Source organism: Leclercia tamurae (genome assembly GCF_025566055.1).
Taxonomy (GTDB): domain Bacteria; phylum Pseudomonadota; class Gammaproteobacteria; order Enterobacterales; family Enterobacteriaceae; genus Enterobacter; species Enterobacter tamurae.
In genome coordinates this window covers 205,922-223,328 of sequence record NZ_JAMHKS010000072.1, presented here as the reverse complement: position 1 = coordinate 223,328, position 17,407 = coordinate 205,922, and the positions used below count along the sequence as shown (strand labels likewise).

The following is a 17,407-nucleotide window of genomic DNA, read 5'->3' as shown; positions in this document are numbered from 1 at the left end:
GGATGCTGAATATTACAAATCTGTACGCTGATTACGCTGGCAAGCCTGCGCTGGAGGATATCAACCTGACGCTGGATAGCGGCGAGCTGCTGGTGGTCCTCGGCCCGTCCGGCTGCGGGAAGACCACGCTGCTGAACCTGATCGCCGGGTTTGTACCTTATCAGCACGGCACCATTCAACTGGCAGGCAAAAAGGTGGAGGGGCCCGGCGCCGAGCGCGGCGTGGTCTTCCAGAACGAAGGGCTGCTGCCGTGGCGTAACGTGCAGGAGAACGTCGCCTTCGGCCTGCAGCTGGCGGGCACCTCGCGGGAAGCGCGGCTGGCCATTGCGCGGGAGATGCTGAAAAAAGTCGGGCTGGAGGGGGCGGAAAAACGCTTTATCTGGCAGCTCTCAGGCGGCCAGCGTCAGCGTGTCGGCATCGCCCGCGCGCTGACGGCGAATCCACAGCTGTTGCTGCTGGATGAACCCTTCGGGGCGCTGGACGCCTTTACCCGCGAGCAGATGCAAACCCTGCTCCTGCGCCTGTGGCACGAGACCGGCAAGCAGGTTCTGCTGATCACCCATGACATCGAAGAAGCGGTGTTTATGGCCACCGAACTGGTATTGCTCTCACCGGGGCCGGGCCGGGTGCTGGAGCGTCTGCCGCTCAATTTTGCCCGCCGCTTTGTCGCTGGAGAACCGGTGCGCAGCATCAAGTCCGATCCTGATTTTATCGCCCGGCGTGAATACGTCCTGAGCCGCGTGTTTGAGCAGCGGGAGGCCTTCTCATGAGCATTGTGGTGAATGACAAAACGGCGCGCAAACGTCTGACCCTGCGCTGGCCCTTTTCCCGCCAGTTAACCCTCAGCGTCAGCACCCTGCTGGTGCTGCTGGCCGTGTGGTGGGCCGTGGCGGCGGCGCAGTGGATCAGCCCCCTGTTCCTGCCGCCGCCGGGCCAGGTGCTGGTGAAACTGTTTACCATCGCCGGTCCGGAAGGGTTTATGGATGCCACCCTGTGGCAGCATCTGGCGGCCAGTCTCGGGCGCATTCTGGTGGCCCTGCTGGCGGCGGTGATCCTCGGTATCCCGGTGGGGATTGCGATGGGCTTAAGCCCGACGGTGCGCGGGATCCTCGATCCGCTGATCGAGCTGTATCGCCCGGTGCCGCCGCTGGCGTATTTGCCGCTGATGGTGATCTGGTTTGGTATCGGCGAGACCTCCAAGATCCTGCTGATCTATCTGGCGATTTTCGCCCCGGTGGCGATGTCGGCGGTGGCCGGCGTTAAAAGCGCCCAGCAGGTGCGGATCCGGGCGGCGCAGTCGCTGGGTGCCAGTCGTGCCCAGGTGCTGTGGTTTGTGATTTTACCCGGCGCGCTGCCAGAGATCCTGACCGGGCTGCGGATCGGGCTTGGGGTGGGCTGGTCAACGCTGGTGGCGGCTGAACTGATCGCCGCCACGCGCGGGTTAGGCTTTATGGTCCAGTCGGCGGGGGAATTCCTGGCGACGGACGTGGTACTGGCCGGGATCATGGTGATCGCCGTGATCGCCTTCGGATTAGAACTGGGGCTGCGCGCGCTACAGCGCCGCCTGACGCCCTGGCATGGAGAGATACAATGAGTGAACGTCTGACCATTACCCCGCTGGGGCCGTATATTGGCGCACAGATTTCCGGCCTGGATGTCACCCGGCCGTTAAGCGATAACCAGTTTGAGCAGCTCTATCATGCGGTGCTGCGCCATCAGGTGGTGTTCCTGCGCGAGCAGGCGATCACCCCGCAGCAGCAGCGCGCCCTGGCGCTCCGTTTTGGCGATCTGCATATCCACCCGGTCTACCCGCATGCCGAAGGGGTGGAGGAGATCATCGTCCTCGATACCCACAACGACAATCCGCCGGACAACGACAACTGGCACACCGATGTCACCTTTATTGAGACACCGCCCGCCGGGGCGATCCTCGCGGCCAAACAGCTGCCGGAGAGCGGGGGTGATACCCTTTGGGCCAGCGGGATTGCGGCGTTCGAGGCATTATCCGCGCCGTTCCGCCAGCTGCTGAGCGGCCTGCGGGCGGAGCATGATTTCAAAAAATCCTTCCAGGAGTACAAGTACCGTAAAACGGAAGAGGAGCACCAGCGCTGGCTGGAGGCAGTGGCGAAACACCCGCCGCTACTGCACCCGGTGGTGCGTACCCATCCGGTCAGCGGCAAGCAGGCGCTGTTCGTCAACGAGGGCTTCACCACGCGGATTGTGGATCTGAGCGAGAAAGAGAGCGAGGCGCTGCTGGGGTTCCTGTTTGCCCACGTTACCAAACCGGAGTTCCAGGTGCGCTGGCGCTGGCAGGAGAACGATCTGGCGATCTGGGATAACCGGGTGACGCAGCATTACGCCAATGCCGATTATTTGCCGCAGCGGCGGATTATGCACCGGGCGACGATATTGGGGGATAAACCTTTCTTCCGTGCGGCCTGATTGCCGGGTGGCGGCTACGCCTTACCCGGCCTACAACACCTGCTCCCGTAGGCCCGGTAAGCGTAGCGCCACCGGGCAATCCGGATTAACGCAGAATTTTCTTCTCGGCCAGATCCAGCGCGAAGTAGCTGAAGATCAGATCCGCGCCCGCGCGTTTGATCGCCCCCAGGCTTTCGAGGATCACTTTCTCTTCATCGATCGCCCCCGCCTGGGCGGCGAATTTGATCATCGCGTACTCACCGCTCACCTGATAGGCGCCCAGCGGCAGCTCGGTGCGCTCGCGGATATCGCGCAAAATGTCGAGATAGGCACCGGCCGGTTTCACCATCAGGCAGTCGGCGCCCTGGGCTTCGTCGAGCAGTGATTCACGGATCGCTTCCCGGCGGTTCAACGGATTCATCTGGTAAGTTTTGCGATCGCCTTTCAGGGCGGTGCCCGCTGCTTCACGGAACGGGCCGTAGAAGGAGGAGGCGAATTTGGTGGAGTAGGACATGATCGCGGTATCGGTGAAGCCCGCGGCGTCCAGCGCCTGGCGAATGGCCTGCACCTGGCCGTCCATTGCGGCAGACGGGGCGATAAAGTCAGCGCCTGCGGCGGCGGCTACGACGGCCTGTTTGCCCAGGTTAAGCAGGGTTGCGTCGTTATCCACGCCATGATCGCACAGCACACCGCAGTGGCCGTGGGAGGTGTATTCGCAGAAGCAGGTGTCGGACATGACGATCATCTCTGGCACCGTCTCTTTGGCGATGCGCGACATACGCGCCACCAGACCATCCTCTTTCCAGGCATCGCTGCCGGTAGCATCGGTGTGGTGGGAGATGCCGAAGGTCATGATCGACCGGATACCGGCGTTGGCGATACGCTCAATTTCGCGCGCCAGGTGTTTCTCCGGGATACGCATGACGCCCGGCATAGCCTCGATGGCTTTGTAGTCATCGATCTCTTCTTCAACAAAAATCGGCAACACCAGATCGTTTAAGGTCAGTGTTGTCTCTTCAAAAAGCGCGCGCAGAGCCGGGGATTTGCGCAGACGACGGGGACGAGCAATTAAATCGTTCATGATATGCCTGACGAGTGTGAATCAAAGAGGGCCAGTGTACCCGAAATGCCCCCCGGCTGTTTTACTAAAGTTGTCGTTTAGCCCGCAGAATGCGGGGCAGGGTAGTCTGGCTTTATTTACTTTTTTTCATTTTATTGTCTGAAATAAGTTTACGCTCTATTTACGTAAGATAAATCTGCGGCAAAAATATATCCAACCCAGGTATCATCCTAACCAGGCGAGATTCTATTTTTATGTGCGCTATGTTACTTATTTATTTGATCTCTTATTTTCTTTTGTTTTATAAGTCCCAATGATCTTTCACCTTTAATATGTTTGCTTTCGAATGAGATTAACTCATTGGAATTATTGTTGTTTTTTATTATTTTTTATATTTTAAAAATTATTTATATAATTCCGTCTGTTTTCGGACTTAATTGTAGGATTCATTGAACCATTTTGTTTTGAGGCTGCATAATTCGCCTCGCAATATATTTGCACTGTATTTACGGACAAACTTGCTTACGTCCCTGAGGAGGGATGACCCAATGCAAACATGGAAAAAGAAACTTGTTGTATCTCAACTTGCATTAGCCTGTACACTGGCTATCGCTTCTCAGGCCAATGCAAAAGATATTTCTGGTAGCACTTACAACACCTTTGGTTACGATAATACTGCCACCTCGGCCTGGTATAACGGATATACCGACTGGAATTACTCTTCTGCGGCCCACGATGGCGATATCTATCCCGTCATCAATAAATCGACCGTAAACGGCGTGATCTCAGCGTATTACCTGGATGATGGCGCAGGCGGCCATGCCAACGCCCTGTCGATCGCCAACAGCACCATTAACGGGATGATCACCTCTCAGTGTATGACCACCGAATGTGCGGGCGGTCTGAACCCCGACGGTACTTCACATCAGCAGTACGATCGTTTTGCGCTGACGGTGGACAACACCACCATCAACGATACCTATGAGCATTATGCTTACGATGTGGTGAGCGGCTCCACGACCACCACCAACTACTGGGATACTCACGCGCTGGGCAACGCCATTACCCTCGACGTGGAATCTGACATCGTTATCCAGAACAACTCCCGCATCGCCGGGATCACCCTGACTCAGGGTTATCACCAGCTGGATAACACCCCGTATGATGCCGTCACCGGCATCGAAGATAACAGCCATGTCTTCACCAATACCCTGCAGGTGAAGGATTCCGTTGTTACCTCCGGCGCGTACAGCGATCTGGGCACCAGCGGTTTCTATGGTCAGTCGGCAAAACCGAGCGATTACGGCGAAAGCGCAGCCACCGCCCTTGATGATGCGGCGCTGATCGTGACGGCCGGCAGCGCGGATAACGCCATGCGCACCACGGCGAACTTCGATCACTCCACCCTGACCGGCGATGTGCTGTTCACCAGCACCTTCGACAATAACTTCTACCCGAATGGCGATCCGGCCACCGACACCACCGCTGATGGCGTCTACAACCCGACCACCAACGGCTGGGACGGGACCGACAAACTGGATCTGACCCTGACCAACGGCAGCAAGTGGGTCGGTGCGGCGGTCTCCAGCGTTGAAGCGATTGGGCCTGCTGATATGTATGGCCTCGGCTACAGCAGCGTCGACTGGCGCAGCCTGGTGCCAAACAGCATCTGGCCGGGATCCACCTTCAACAGCAACGCCCATGTAGTGGGCAACCAGGTTTATCAGAGCGGGATTTTCAACGTTGCGCTGGATAACGGCTCCGAGTGGGATACCCGTAAGCAGTCCAACATTGATGCCCTGACCGTCAACAACCGTTCGCAGGTGAACGTAGAGAGCTCCAGCCTGCTGGCTGACAGCATCACGCTGACCAATGCCTCCACCATGAATATCGGCGATGCCGGTGGTGTGGCAACCGACAGCCTGTATCTCGACAGTTCAAGCCTGACCACCCTGACTCAGGAAACGGCGGAGCTGTACGCCAACACCATTACCGTGGATAACCGTGCAGAGCTGGCGCTGGGTCTGGGCCAGGTCGACACCCACAAACTGGTGCTGACCGACGGCGGTGTGCTGAACGTGGCCAGCCGCGATTACGTGTTCAATTCCGATCTGAACAATGCCCGCTATATCACCAACGATATCCACCAGCCAGAGTACGACTTCGGGACCATTGCCCTGAACTCGGATGGTCATCTGGCGGTGAACGGTGAAGTCTCCGGTAACTACAAAGTCCGTCTGGATGACGCGACCGGGGCCGGTTCCGTTGCCGACTACAAAGATAAGGAGATCATCCGCGTTTACGATAATAACGCCGATACGCAGGCCAGCTTCACCGCGGCCAACAAAGCGGATCTCGGGGCTTACACTTATCAGGCTCAGCAGCAGGGCGACACCGTGGTGCTGCATCAGGAGCGCCTGGCCGATTACGCCAACATGGCGCTGAGCATTCCGTCTGCCAATACCAACATCTGGCATCTGCAGCAGGATGCCCTGGCTAACCGTCTGACCAATAGCCGTCACGGCCTGGCGGACAACGGTGGCGCATGGGTGAACGTCTTCGGCGGTAATTTCGACGGCGATAACGGCACCATCCATTACGATCAGGACGTCAGCGGCATCATGGTGGGTCTCGATACCCATATTGATGGCAACAACGCCGACTGGATCTTCGGTGCGGCAGCGGGCTTTGCCAAAGGCGATATGAACGATCGCAGCGGCCAGGTGGATCAGGACAGCCAGACCGCGATGCTCTACTCCGCGGCGCGCTTTGCTAACGATCTCTTCATCGACAGCTCCCTGAGCTACTCACGCTTCAATAACGATCTCTCTGCCAACATGAGCACGGGCGAATACGTCGATGGCAATACCACGACTGACGCCTGGGGCTTTGGGCTGAAGCTGGGCTACGACTGGAAACCGAACGATGCCGGTTACCTCACGCCGTATGCCGCCATCTCCGGCCTGTTCCAGTCTGGCGACGATTACCGTCTGAGCAACGATCTGCGCGTAGGCAGCCAGTCTTACGACAGCATGCGTTATGAAGTTGGTTTCGACGCGGGCTACACCATCGGTTACGGCGACGATCAGGCACTGACACCGTTCTTCAAACTGGCCTATGTGTATGACGATGCCGGTGAAGATGCCAAAGTGAACGGCGACAACATCGATAACGGTGTGAAAGGTTCCGCGGTACGCGTGGGCCTGGGTACGCAGTTTAGCTTCACCAAAAACTTCAGTGCTTACACTGATGCCACTTACCTCGGTGGTGGTGATGTTGATCAAAACTGGGGTGCTAACCTCGGTGTGAAATACACCTGGTAACACGCCTGATGCGGGGAGGTTTTCCTCCCCGCTTTTTAGCGTTAGTTAAGATGACTCGAGATCTGCATGAACCGGTATGCAAAACCCATTTCTGAATTCTCCCGGCTCGAAAAGTGCCTCTCTGCGCACAGCACGCCGTTCAAACTGTCTGCCCAGCTTCCGGTGTTTGGCGAGCGCAATGAAGAAGAGCACTACGCGGTCGTACTGCAGTCAGGATCGCTCAGTATTCACCGACAGCAGGATGATTTGCTGGTCGAGATTGTCGCCGCACCCTACATCTTCGGGATCAACGCTGGCATGATGGGCTGCAGCACAGAGTACCTGCTGGTGACACAATCCCCCTGTTCCGGGTTCTACCTCCCTGCCGCTGGCGCCCGCCATCTGATCCAACAGGCCGGTTTATGGTCTGATGCGTTCTGCTGGCTCTCCTGGCACCACCGGGTGATGGAGATCCGCGATAAGCAGCTGGTGGGTAATAACTCCTACAGCCAGATCCGCGCCACGCTGCTGGATATGGCCCAGTGGGATGAATCGTTACGGATGCGGGTGGGGGTAATGAGCTACATTCAGCGACGCACGCGCATTTCGCGTTCGGTGGTGGCAGAGGTGCTGGCGGCGTTACGGCAGGGGAACTACATCATTATGGAAAGGGGCAAACTGATTAGGGTCAACCATTTGCCCGCTGAATATTAGTCCAGGGAGGCGGGGATCGCCCGCGGCTTGTTCTCGCTCAGTTCAACCACCAGCTGGTTGACGCCGTCGCTCATATTGACGAAACGCGTGAGCGGCGAGCGCGTCACCACCACGAATACGCCCACGTTAGACTGCGGGATCATTGCCATATAGGTAATGAATCCACCGCCACCGCCGGTTTTCTGGATAATGCCCGGACGGCCATTTTTCGGTGCCATATAGACCCAGCCGAGGCCCAGCGCATCCGCGCGGCCTGGCACATCCATGCCGATCACCCGCGTTAACTGGCTGCGCTGATAAATCAGCGTCTGCATTCTGTCGGCCTGATTGCTGCGCGCATAGAAATCAGAAGAGAGGAACTGCTGCATCCAGCGCATCATGTCGCCTGGGGTGGAGTAAACTCCGCCGCTGCCCACCGCTGCCAGGGTGTTGTTACACGGGCTGGCTCCTTTCTCCGCCACCATCAGACGTTTGCACTGATCGGGGGAGGGGGTAAAGGTAGTGTCTTTCATCCCCAGCGGACGGGCGATTTGCTCGTCGAACAGCTGGGCATAGGGTTTGCCCGCCGCGGTGCCCAGCGCATCGGCCAGCAGATCAAAGGCCAGGTTTGAGTAGGCGGCCTGCGAGCCCGGCGATGATTTCAGGGTGGCGGTGGATAACCAGTTCCAGCGTTGATCCCGGGTTGGCCAGACAAATACCGGACGATGCGCGGCGCCGCCCGGCTGTTCGCGTGGCAGGGCGCTGGTATGGGTAGCCAGGTTGACGAGAGTAATCGGCGCGCCCTGATAAGTTGGTACCCGTGCCCCCGGTGGGGCATATTTGCTTAACGGATCGTTCAGCTTCACCACGCCCTGATCGAGCAGTTTCACCAGCATTTCACTGGTCATTAATTTGGTCAGGGAGGCAATGCGCACTACCGAATCCAGCTGCGGATGAACATTATTTCCCGGACGCGTTTCGCCGAAGCTGCGGAATACGCGCTGATTGCCGTCAATCGCCACCAGGGCCATCCCCGTTGCGCCGCTGCCGTAAAAAATCAGGTTCGCATAGCGATCGACCACATCGGAGGCAAAAGCCGGATCGGCAATCGGCTGGGCAGGGGCAGCCTGCACGCAGGAGAGGCTGGCCGTATACAGCACGGCGGAGAGTAACAGACTACGTTTCAACGAAAGCATCCATGAAGTGAATGAAAAAAGTATGCGTATTTATACTACTAAACGGCGTATTGCAAAGGCCTGAACAGCATAACGATAGCGTGAAAAACGTAACCATGGGTAAATACAAACAATTTCGTTATTACCGATCTCATGTTTTGTGACATTGCGCTTATGATACCTGTCAGGTTCACTTACTTTTCCGCTCAGGTGGCGGTTGACGACGAACTAAAATCGGGCCGGCAGGTCTGATAATCCGTCGTCCACAGCAGTAGCGATAACTACAAGAAGGAAGCGTTATGTTTAAGTCGTTTTTCCCAAAACCGGGACCCTTTTTTCTCTCGGCCTTTATTTGGGCTCTGATCGCTGTCATTTTCTGGCAGGCCGGTGGTGGCGCCTGGTTAGAGCGCCTGTTCAGCATCACGGGCGATGTACCCATTAGCGCGGCGCGTTTCTGGTCGCCGGGCAATCTGCTTTTCTATGCATATTACGCCCTCTGCGTCGGGGTGTTTGCCCTGTTCTGGTTTATCTGGTCGCCGCACCGCTGGCAGTACTGGTCTATTCTCGGCACCTCGCTGATCGTTTTCGTCACCTGGTTTCTGGTGGAAGTTGGGGTGGCAATCAACGCCTGGTATGCCCCTTTCTATGACCTGATCCAGACCGCCCTCAGCGCGCCGCATAAAGTCACCCTTAACCAGTTTTATCATGAAGTGGGCGCGTTCCTTGGCATCGCCCTGATCGCCGTTGTTATTGGCGTGTTGAATAACTTTTTTGTCAGCCACTACGTGTTCCGCTGGCGTACCGCGATGAACGAATACTATATGGCGCACTGGCAGCAGCTGCGCCATATCGAAGGGGCGGCCCAGCGTGTGCAGGAAGACACCATGCGTTTCGCCTCTACCCTGGAGAATATGGGGGTGAGTTTTCTCAACGCCGTCATGACCCTGATCGCCTTCCTGCCGGTGCTGGTAACACTGTCGGCGCACGTGCCGGAGCTGCCGGTCGTCGGTCATCTGCCGTACGGCCTGGTGATCGCTGCCATTGTCTGGTCGGTAATGGGCACCGGTTTGCTGGCGGTGGTGGGGATCAAGCTGCCGGGGCTGGAGTTTAAAAACCAGCGCGTTGAGGCGGCCTACCGTAAAGAGCTGGTCTATGGCGAAGACGATCCCAGCCGCGCCTCGCCGCCGACGGTGCGCGAGCTGTTCGGCGCGGTGCGTCGCAACTATTTCCGCCTCTATTTCCACTACATGTACTTCAATATCGCCCGTATCCTTTATCTGCAGGCGGATAACGTTTTCGGCATAATCCTGCTGTTCCCCTCGATTGTGGCCGGTACGATTACGCTCGGTCTGATGACCCAAATCACCAACGTTTTTGACCGGGTACGCGGTTCGTTCCAGTACCTGATCAACTCCTGGACGACGCTGGTGGAACTGATGTCCATCTATAAACGTTTACGCAGTTTCGAACATGAGCTGGATGGTCAGGATCTACAGGAAGTGACCCATACGTTGAGCTAATACAGGGAGTCGTTATGTCTTTTACCGTACCGCGTGCATTACCGTTGTCGTTGCTTGCCGCCCTGGTGTTAGCCGGGTGTGCAGAGAAGGGGGCTGCGCCACTGAAAAAGGGCGAAAAGCCCGTCGATGTGGCAAGCGTCGTGCGGCAAAAAATGCCTGCCTCGGTGAAAGACCGGGATCAGTGGGCGTCGGCGCTGGCGAAAACCTTCGAAAGCCAGAAGATCGCCCCTACCGAGGAGAATATCTGCTCGGTACTGGCGGTGGCGCAGCAGGAGTCGCTGTATCAGTCCGATCCGGCGGTGCCGGGGCTGAATAAGATCGCCTGGAAAGAGATCGACCGTCGGGCAGAAAAGCTGCACATTCCGGCGTTTCTGGTGCACACGGCGCTGAAAATCACCTCGCCGAACGGGAAAAGCTATAGTGAGCGGCTGGATACGGTGAAAACCGAGAAACAGCTCAGCGCCATCTTCGACGATATGATCGGGACGGTGCCGATGGGCCAGACCCTGTTTGGCTCGCTGAACCCGGTGCATACCGGCGGGCCGATGCAGGTCAGCATCGCCTTCGCGGAAAAGCATACCGACGGCTATCCGTGGAAAATCGAGAATACGGTGCGTCAGGAGGTCTTCTCCCTGCGCGGCGGGCTGTGGTTCGGCACGTACCATCTGCTGAACTATCCCGCCAACTACGATGTGCCGCTCTACCGCTTTGCTGACTTCAACGCTGGCTGGTACGCCAGCCGCAATGCAGCATTCCAGAATGCGGTCAGCCGCGCCAGTGGCGTGAAGCTGGCGCTGGACGGGGATCTGATTGCCTATGGCAGCAGTGAGGCAGGGAAGACGGAGCTGGCGGTGCGCAAGCTGAAAGGCAAGCTGGACATGAGCGACAGCGAGATCCGTCAGCAGCTGGGGAAAGGCGACAGTCTGGCGTTTGAGAAAACCGACCTGTATCAGCAGGTGTATAAACTGGCGGAGCAGAAGAGCGGTAAGACATTACCGAAAGCGATGCTGCCAGGGATCCAGCTTGAGAGCCCGAAAATCACCCGCAATCTGACTACCGCCTGGTTTGCCCAGCGCGTAGACGATCGCCGGGCGAAGTGTATGGCCTTGAATTAACGGTAGCGGCGCCAGCGCACGACCAGCGCAACGGCGCCCAATACCACCAGCCCCACCAGGAACGGGATCAGCCCGAAAACAGTTCCGACGCCCAGTCCAATTTCCACGCGCGGCCGCCCGGAATCTTCGACCTGCATCAGGTGTTCATACACGCCGGGCGCATGCACCAGGATGTTCAGCAGCTGTGAGCCTGCCCAGAAGCAGAACAGCACAAACAGAGCGTAAGCGATATTTCCTGCCGTGGAGGTCTTAGGTTGTCTGGTGCTGAAAATCGGCTTCGACATAGTAAAGTCTGCCATAACTACCTCCGGTATGTTCTGTCTGGCTAAATGCCTGTTGTACACGTTGAGTTTGACAGCACATGGCAGATGTCAATATCGGAATGATGGTAATTTGGCCGGGAGAATTCTCCTGGATGTGCGAATTTTGCCGCACATCACAGATTTTTTACTTAAGTGAAATTCACTCTCATTTCAGATTTTCCGCATGCGCCACAGACCTGCTGACAAAACTGTGCGAGGATAGATTTTTTCTTCTGGAGCGACCATGAAACTGCCTGCCAAAATCCGCCGTGACTGGCATTTCTACGCCTTTGCTATTGGGCTTATCTTTATTCTGAACGGAGTGGTGGGGCTGCTGGGCTTCGAAGCGAAGGGCTGGCAAACCTATGCGGTAGGGCTGGTGACCTGGGTTGTCAGTTTCTGGCTGGCAGGGTTTATTATTCGCCGTCGCCCGGAAGAGACGACGGCGAACGAGGCGGATTAACCTGTTACCGAAATCTGAAGCGCGCTGTCAGCGGCATGCCGCTCCAGCGCCAGTTCAATCAGGCGAGTGATCAGATCCGGATAGCTGAGACCGCTGGCCTGCCACAGTTTTGGGTACATGCTGATGTTGGTGAAGCCTGGCAGAGTGTTGATTTCATTGATAACGACGCGGTTATCCGCCGTTAAGAAGACATCGACACGCGCCATGCCGCGACAGCCCAGCGCCTGATACGCCTCGATGGCAATGGCGCGGATCGCGTCATTAACCTCAGCATCCAGCACGGCAGGCACCACAACCTGCGCGCCCTGGTCGTCGATGTATTTGGTGTCGTAAGAGTAGAACTCGCTGTTCAGGACCACTTCGCCACAGGTGCTGGCCTGCGGGAAATCATTCCCCAGTACCGCGCACTCGATCTCACGGCCTTTAATTCCCTGTTCCACCACCACTTTGTGATCGAAGGTGAAGGCCAGACGCACCGCCTCGCTGTACTGCGCTTCGCTGTTTACTTTGCTGACGCCAACGGAGGAGCCCTGGTTCGCCGGTTTAACGAACAGCGGCAGGCCGAAGCGGGCGCTGAGATCGGCAAAGGTATGCTGGTCGCGGTTGGCGCGGGTGAGGGTGACAAAAGGTGCCACGTTCAGCCCGGCATCGCGCAGCAGGCGTTTGGTCACGTCCTTATCCATGCAGGCGGCGGAACCGAGAACGTCAGAGCCGACGAACGGCAGGTTGGCCATCCGCAGCATCCCCTGCAGGGAGCCATCTTCGCCCAGCGTGCCGTGGACGATCGGGAAAATGACGTCGAGGTGCGTAAGCGTCTGTCCGGTGCTGGCATTGATCAGCTGGCCCTGTATTACCCCCGGTACGGTGGCAACGCTAATCTCAGACGGGTTCAGCGCAATGCGCGCCGGATCGTCGGCGTTGAGCAGATAGCCCTGCTCGTCGTTAATGTGCCACTGGCCCTGTTTATCGATCCCTAACAGCACGACCTCAAAGCGGCTCTTATCAATCGCGTTAACGATATTTTTGGCCGATTGCAGCGACACTTCGTGCTCGGCTGATTTTCCCCCAAAGACAATACCTACCCGCAACTTCGCCATCACTTCGTTCATCCACTCTGACTCAAAACGCTTACCCTATCACGATGCCCGGCGGAATTCGCCGCCTTCTGCCATAATGTTTTGGCACATTGTTTCAGGAGGATGAGTGAAAGGGAAAAGCCTGATTATCTGTATTGCAGTCATTGCGGCGGCCATCGCGGGCTACCGCTGGCTGCCGTCGTATTACAACCCCTTTGCGCCGCTTTCCCTCGACGATCCCCCCGGCACTCTGACCCAGTTTAAGCTGCGTCGCCTGACCCCTGAGCATTGTGAAATCCTGCTGGCGCAGGCCAATGCGCGCCAGCTGATCCGCACCCAGACGGTGGCCGACACCACGGGGGAGTGCCCGCTGAGTGATGTGGTGCGCGTGCGCAGTTTTGGCCAGGTCAGCCTCAGCAGCAGTTTTCTTGCCAGCTGCCCGCTGGCACTCAGCTCGGCGCTGTTCGTCAACCAGCAGGCCCGGCCCCTGACCCAAACCATGATGGGCAGCAGCCTGTCGCGCATTGATCATCTCGGCAGCTTTGCCTGCCGAAATATCTATCATCGGCCTAATGCCCGGCGCAGCGAACATGCTACCGCCCAGGCGCTGGATATCAGCGGCTTTACGCTGGAGAACGGCCAGCGGATCGCGGTTCTGCGCGGCTGGAAAAATGACACTTCCGGGCCGTGGCTGCGGGCGCTGCTGGGGGCCAGCTGCGGCTATTTCGGTAATGCCCTCGGGCCGGACTATAATGCCGCCCACGCTAACCATTTTCATCTGGGAATGCGGGGGTTTGGCTACTGCCCGCAAAGCATAAATCACCAGACAAAAGGCCAAAATATGTGACATGTTTCACAGATATGATGACTGGGAAGATAAAACATCGAAGTCACGGCGGGCGCATCCCTGACAACTTTCGGCGCAGTGTAACTTGCTAATCTGATAGTGAATTCACGCAAAATGTAGACAGTATCCGCCTATGGAATCCTGGAAAGTTAACCTCATTTCGGTCTGGTTTGGTTGTTTTTTCACCGGCCTTGCCATCAGCCAGATTTTACCCTTTTTGCCGCTGTACGTGTCCCAGCTTGGCGTCTCGTCCCACGAGGCCTTATCGATGTGGTCAGGCCTGACCTTCAGCGTTACTTTTCTGGTTTCCGCTATCGTCTCGCCGATGTGGGGCAGCCTTGCCGATCGTAAAGGGCGCAAGCTGATGCTACTGCGCGCCTCCCTGGGAATGGCAATTGCGATCCTGCTCCAGGCCTTTGTCACCAACGTCTGGCAGCTGTTTCTGCTGCGTGCGCTGATGGGGCTGACTTCCGGCTATATCCCAAACGCCATGGCGCTGGTGGCATCCCAGGTGCCCCGGGACCGCAGCGGTTGGGCCATCAGCACCCTGTCGACGGCGCAGATCAGCGGTGTGATTGGCGGTCCGCTGATGGGGGGCTTTCTGGCTGACCACGTTGGTCTGCGAGCGGTGTTCCTCATCACCGCCGTCCTGCTGGTGATCAGTTTTCTGGTGACGCTGTTTCTGATTAAAGAGGGGGCGCGTCCGAGCGTAAGCAAGGCGGAGCGCCTCAGCGGCAAGGCGGTCTTTGCCTCGCTACCCTATCCATGGCTGATGATCAGCCTGTTTATCACCACCATGGTGATCCAGCTCTGCAACGGTTCGGTGGGGCCGATCCTCGCGCTGTTTATTCAGTCGATGGCACCGGAGAGCACCAATATCGCCTTCCTGAGCGGGATGATTGCCGCCGTGCCGGGCGTTTCGGCGCTGATGTCTGCCCCGCGTCTCGGTAAGCTGGGGGATCGCATCGGCACCGGCCGCATTCTGATGGCGACGCTTATCGTGGCGGTGGTGCTCTTCTTCGCCATGTCCTTTGTCACCACCCCCTTCCAGCTCGGGGTGCTGCGCTTCCTGCTGGGCTTTGCCGATGGCGCCATGTTGCCTGCGGTGCAAACGCTGCTGATCAAATACTCCAGCGATCGGGTGACCGGGCGGATCTTCGGGTATAACCAGTCGTTTATGTATCTGGGGAACGTCGCCGGTCCGCTGATGGGGGCGGCGGTCTCCGCGATGGCCGGATTCCGCTGGGTGTTTGCCGCCACCGCGGTGGTGGTATTGCTGAATATTATCCAGCTGGCATGGGCCATGCGGCGTCGACGCCAGCAGGAAGCCCGGACGCGGGCGAGTAAAAGGTTGTAGCGCCGCTGTAGAATAGAGTTAAGCCGGGCTGTCATTATTCCTTATTTGAAATGGCGGTTCTGCTTTTATTTTGCATTGTGGGCTCAGTTTGAATTTAATTTAAGTCACACTTTCCCCGCAGCCAGCCAGATTAATTTATGAGGCGTGTGGCGTTTGGCTAAAAATAGTACTTTTAACTACTTTGCAAGCCTCAGGCATAATGATAACGTCGGAAAAAACGTGATAAGGAAATAGCGCTGTGAAAAATCTCATTGCTGAGTTGTTGCTGAAGCTTGCCCAAAAGGAAGAAGAGTCGAAAGAGCTGGTGGCCCAGGTCGAAGCCCTGGAAATTGTGGTGACTGCCTTGTTACGCCAGATGGCGAAAAGTGAGCAGCAGGCACTGATCGACAGCGTGGAAGGCGCGCTGGATGAGGCCCGACCGGCTACGCAGGTATCGGCCCAGGACAGCGAAATGCTGCAGCAATACGTAAAAAAGCTGTTACGGCACCCGCGCAGCTGAACGGTCATATGACGTAAGTTTGTGTCATAGAACCGTCATATCGGTTGCCTATAGTCGCTCTGTTTTATTTTTTATGTATTTCTACATGGAGAAAATAAGTGAAACAGAGCGCACTTTATATCGCATTACTTCCCCTGTTATTTACCCCTGCAATTTATGCTGAAACTGTGGCATCGACCAGGGTTCTGGATAATCGTGCCGCCCAGGGCGATATCACCCAGCCTGGCGGAGCCCGCCGTCTGACGGAAGAGCAGACTGCGGCAATACGTGCCTCGCTGAATGACAAGCCAGCCAAAAATATTATTCTGCTGATTGGCGACGGGATGGGCGACGCCGAAATAACCGCGGCACGAAATTATGCGGAAGGCGCGGGCGGCTTTTTTAAAGGCATCGATGCCCTGCCGCTGACCGGGCAATATACCCACTATGCGCTGGATAAAAAATCCGGTAAGCCTGATTACGTTACCGACTCCGCGGCCTCCGCCACGGCGTGGTCCACCGGGGTGAAAACTTACAATGGCGCGCTGGGCGTAGATATCCACGAAAAAGATCATCAGACCATCCTCGAGATGGCGAAAGCGGCGGGGCTGGCAACCGGCAACGTCTCCACCGCCGAACTGCAGGATGCAACTCCGGCAGCGCTGGTCGCCCATGTGACCTCGCGTAAATGCTACGGCCCGTCCGTCACCAGCGAAAAATGCGCCAGCAACGCGCTGGAAAAAGGCGGGAAAGGCTCCATCACCGAACAGCTGCTGAACGCCCGCGCCGACGTCACTCTCGGCGGCGGGGCGAAGACCTTCGCAGAAACCGCCACCACCGGCGAATGGCAGGGCAAAACCCTGCGCGAGCAGGCGCAGGCGCGCGGCTATCAGCTGGTGAGCGATGCTTCATCGCTGGCGGCTATTACCGACGCGGGCCAGGATAAACCGCTGCTGGGGCTGTTTGCCGACGGCAATATGCCGGTGCGTTGGGAAGGGCCGAAAGCCAGCTATCATGGCAACCTCGACAAGCCTCCAGTCACCTGTACGCCTAATCCGCAGCGCAATGACAGCGTGCCAACCTTAGCGGCGATGACCGACAAAGCCATCTCCCTGTTGAGCAAAAACGAAAAAGGCTTCTTCCTGCAGGTAGAAGGCGCCTCCATCGACAAACAGGATCATGCCGCGAACCCGTGCGGGCAGATTGGCGAAACCGTCGATCTGGATGAGGCCGTGCAGAGGGCGCTGGCGTTTGCGAAGCAGGACGGCAACACGCTGGTGATTGTGACCGCAGATCACGCCCATTCCAGCCAGATCGTTGCGCCGGATACCAAAGCACCGGGGCTGACGCAGGCGCTGACCACCAAAGATGGGGCGGTGATGGCGATGAGCTACGGCAACGCGGAAGGGGAGTCGATGGAGCATACCGGCAGCCAGCTGCGCATCGCAGCCTACGGTCCGCATGCTGCTAACGTGGTGGGCCTGACGGATCAAACCGATCTGTTCTACACCATGAAAGCGGCGTTAGGTCTGAAATAACGCACTGCCCGCCAGGAAAATGGCCTGCCGGGTGGTTTTTTCAGCAGCACGAACCAGACT

At 57.4% G+C, this 17,407-nt stretch carries 16 protein-coding genes; 12 read left to right on the top strand and 4 right to left on the bottom strand.

Annotated features, from left to right (window positions below; all coding sequences use genetic code 11):
• The first annotated feature begins 2 nt into the window (after positions 1 to 2).
• The 3 genes from tauB to tauD are packed head-to-tail and all read left to right on the top strand — an operon-like array spanning position 3 to position 2,442.
• The gene (gene tauB, locus M8318_RS11315; protein WP_262662630.1) at positions 3 to 770 is read left to right on the top strand and encodes a taurine ABC transporter ATP-binding subunit; all 768 of its coding nucleotides are present in this window, start codon (positions 3 to 5) and stop codon (positions 768 to 770) included.
• Complete coding sequence (tauC, locus tag M8318_RS11310) at positions 767 to 1,594, top strand: taurine ABC transporter permease TauC (RefSeq protein WP_262662628.1); 828 nt, start codon at positions 767 to 769, stop codon at positions 1,592 to 1,594. The genes tauB and tauC overlap by 4 nt, the downstream gene beginning before the upstream one ends.
• Complete coding sequence (gene tauD, locus M8318_RS11305) at positions 1,591 to 2,442, top strand: taurine dioxygenase (RefSeq protein WP_262662627.1); 852 nt, start codon at positions 1,591 to 1,593, stop codon at positions 2,440 to 2,442. Before tauC ends, tauD begins: the two co-directional genes overlap by 4 nt.
• Positions 2,443 to 2,527: 85 nt before the next feature.
• Here the strand turns inward: tauD and hemB are convergent, their stop codons facing one another.
• Positions 2,528 to 3,502 (bottom strand): porphobilinogen synthase, encoded by a 975-nt coding sequence (hemB, locus tag M8318_RS11300; protein WP_262662625.1) that lies wholly within the window; start codon positions 3,500 to 3,502, stop codon positions 2,528 to 2,530.
• A 527-nt stretch (positions 3,503 to 4,029) separates the two neighbouring features.
• Between hemB and M8318_RS11295 the strand changes: the two genes are divergently transcribed.
• Complete coding sequence (locus M8318_RS11295; protein ID WP_262662623.1) at positions 4,030 to 6,804, top strand: autotransporter outer membrane beta-barrel domain-containing protein; 2,775 nt, start codon at positions 4,030 to 4,032, stop codon at positions 6,802 to 6,804.
• 66 nt (positions 6,805 to 6,870) lie between these two features.
• Positions 6,871 to 7,497: a helix-turn-helix domain-containing protein gene (locus tag M8318_RS11290; RefSeq protein ID WP_262662621.1), complete on the top strand. Its 627-nt coding sequence runs from the start codon at positions 6,871 to 6,873 to the stop codon at positions 7,495 to 7,497.
• Here M8318_RS11290 and ampH read toward each other — a convergent pair.
• On the bottom strand, positions 7,494 to 8,663 hold the full coding sequence (gene ampH / locus M8318_RS11285) for a D-alanyl-D-alanine-carboxypeptidase/endopeptidase AmpH (RefSeq protein WP_262662619.1): 1,170 nt from the start codon (positions 8,661 to 8,663) through the stop codon (positions 7,494 to 7,496). The genes M8318_RS11290 and ampH overlap by 4 nt on opposite strands.
• Positions 8,664 to 8,950: 287 nt before the next feature.
• On the opposite strand from ampH, the gene sbmA reads away from it, so the two are divergent.
• Complete coding sequence (gene sbmA, locus M8318_RS11280; protein WP_262662617.1) at positions 8,951 to 10,171, top strand: peptide antibiotic transporter SbmA; 1,221 nt, start codon at positions 8,951 to 8,953, stop codon at positions 10,169 to 10,171.
• Positions 10,172 to 10,185: 14 nt separating this feature from the next.
• Complete coding sequence (locus M8318_RS11275; protein ID WP_262662615.1) at positions 10,186 to 11,286, top strand: DUF1615 domain-containing protein; 1,101 nt, start codon at positions 10,186 to 10,188, stop codon at positions 11,284 to 11,286.
• Here M8318_RS11275 and M8318_RS11270 read toward each other — a convergent pair.
• The gene (locus tag M8318_RS11270) at positions 11,283 to 11,585 is read right to left on the bottom strand and encodes a DUF2755 family protein (RefSeq protein WP_106992096.1); all 303 of its coding nucleotides are present in this window, start codon (positions 11,583 to 11,585) and stop codon (positions 11,283 to 11,285) included. The genes M8318_RS11275 and M8318_RS11270 overlap by 4 nt on opposite strands.
• A gap of 247 nt (positions 11,586 to 11,832) precedes the next feature.
• Here M8318_RS11270 and M8318_RS11265 point away from each other — a divergent pair, with 247 nt between their 5' ends.
• Positions 11,833 to 12,051, top strand: coding sequence for a DUF2754 domain-containing protein (locus M8318_RS11265; RefSeq protein ID WP_106992097.1), 219 nt, complete (start codon positions 11,833 to 11,835; stop codon positions 12,049 to 12,051).
• Here M8318_RS11265 and ddlA read toward each other — a convergent pair.
• The gene (gene ddlA, locus M8318_RS11260) at positions 12,048 to 13,148 is read right to left on the bottom strand and encodes a D-alanine--D-alanine ligase (RefSeq protein ID WP_262662706.1); all 1,101 of its coding nucleotides are present in this window, start codon (positions 13,146 to 13,148) and stop codon (positions 12,048 to 12,050) included. The two genes, M8318_RS11265 and ddlA, sit on opposite strands and share 4 nt — an antisense overlap.
• A gap of 106 nt (positions 13,149 to 13,254) precedes the next feature.
• Between ddlA and M8318_RS11255 the strand changes: the two genes are divergently transcribed.
• The 4 genes from M8318_RS11255 (at position 13,255) to phoA (ending at position 17,347) form a co-directional block, all read left to right on the top strand.
• Positions 13,255 to 13,974, top strand: coding sequence for an extensin-like domain-containing protein (locus tag M8318_RS11255; RefSeq protein ID WP_262662614.1), 720 nt, complete (start codon positions 13,255 to 13,257; stop codon positions 13,972 to 13,974).
• A gap of 133 nt (positions 13,975 to 14,107) precedes the next feature.
• Positions 14,108 to 15,331 (top strand): multidrug efflux MFS transporter, encoded by a 1,224-nt coding sequence (locus M8318_RS11250; RefSeq protein ID WP_262662611.1) that lies wholly within the window; start codon positions 14,108 to 14,110, stop codon positions 15,329 to 15,331.
• Between the two features lie 238 nt (positions 15,332 to 15,569).
• A complete protein-coding gene (gene iraP / locus M8318_RS11245) occupies positions 15,570 to 15,830 on the top strand; it encodes an anti-adapter protein IraP (protein WP_106992100.1) in 261 nt (86 codons plus the stop codon).
• Between the two features lie 98 nt (positions 15,831 to 15,928).
• Complete coding sequence (phoA, locus tag M8318_RS11240) at positions 15,929 to 17,347, top strand: alkaline phosphatase (protein WP_262662610.1); 1,419 nt, start codon at positions 15,929 to 15,931, stop codon at positions 17,345 to 17,347.
• The last annotated feature ends 60 nt before the right edge of the window (positions 17,348 to 17,407 follow it).

What these genes read in the sequence shown, in the direction of transcription:
- M8318_RS11275 (WP_262662615.1), top strand. Translation starts at nt 10,186, where the DNA reads ATGTCTTTTACCGTACCGCGTGCATTACCGTTGTCGTTGCTTGCCGCC.
- sbmA (WP_262662617.1), top strand. Translation starts at nt 8,951, where the DNA reads ATGTTTAAGTCGTTTTTCCCAAAACCGGGACCCTTTTTTCTCTCGGCC.
- M8318_RS11290 (WP_262662621.1), top strand. Translation starts at nt 6,871, where the DNA reads ATGAACCGGTATGCAAAACCCATTTCTGAATTCTCCCGGCTCGAAAAG.
- M8318_RS11250 (WP_262662611.1), top strand. Translation starts at nt 14,108, where the DNA reads ATGGAATCCTGGAAAGTTAACCTCATTTCGGTCTGGTTTGGTTGTTTT.
- tauD (WP_262662627.1), top strand. Translation starts at nt 1,591, where the DNA reads ATGAGTGAACGTCTGACCATTACCCCGCTGGGGCCGTATATTGGCGCA.
- hemB (WP_262662625.1), bottom strand. Translation starts at nt 3,502, where the DNA reads ATGAACGATTTAATTGCTCGTCCCCGTCGTCTGCGCAAATCCCCGGCT.
- M8318_RS11295 (WP_262662623.1), top strand. Translation starts at nt 4,030, where the DNA reads ATGCAAACATGGAAAAAGAAACTTGTTGTATCTCAACTTGCATTAGCC.
- M8318_RS11270 (WP_106992096.1), bottom strand. Translation starts at nt 11,585, where the DNA reads ATGGCAGACTTTACTATGTCGAAGCCGATTTTCAGCACCAGACAACCT.
- tauC (WP_262662628.1), top strand. Translation starts at nt 767, where the DNA reads ATGAGCATTGTGGTGAATGACAAAACGGCGCGCAAACGTCTGACCCTG.
- tauB (WP_262662630.1), top strand. Translation starts at nt 3, where the DNA reads ATGCTGAATATTACAAATCTGTACGCTGATTACGCTGGCAAGCCTGCG.
- ddlA (WP_262662706.1), bottom strand. Translation starts at nt 13,148, where the DNA reads ATGGCGAAGTTGCGGGTAGGTATTGTCTTTGGGGGAAAATCAGCCGAG.
- M8318_RS11265 (WP_106992097.1), top strand. Translation starts at nt 11,833, where the DNA reads ATGAAACTGCCTGCCAAAATCCGCCGTGACTGGCATTTCTACGCCTTT.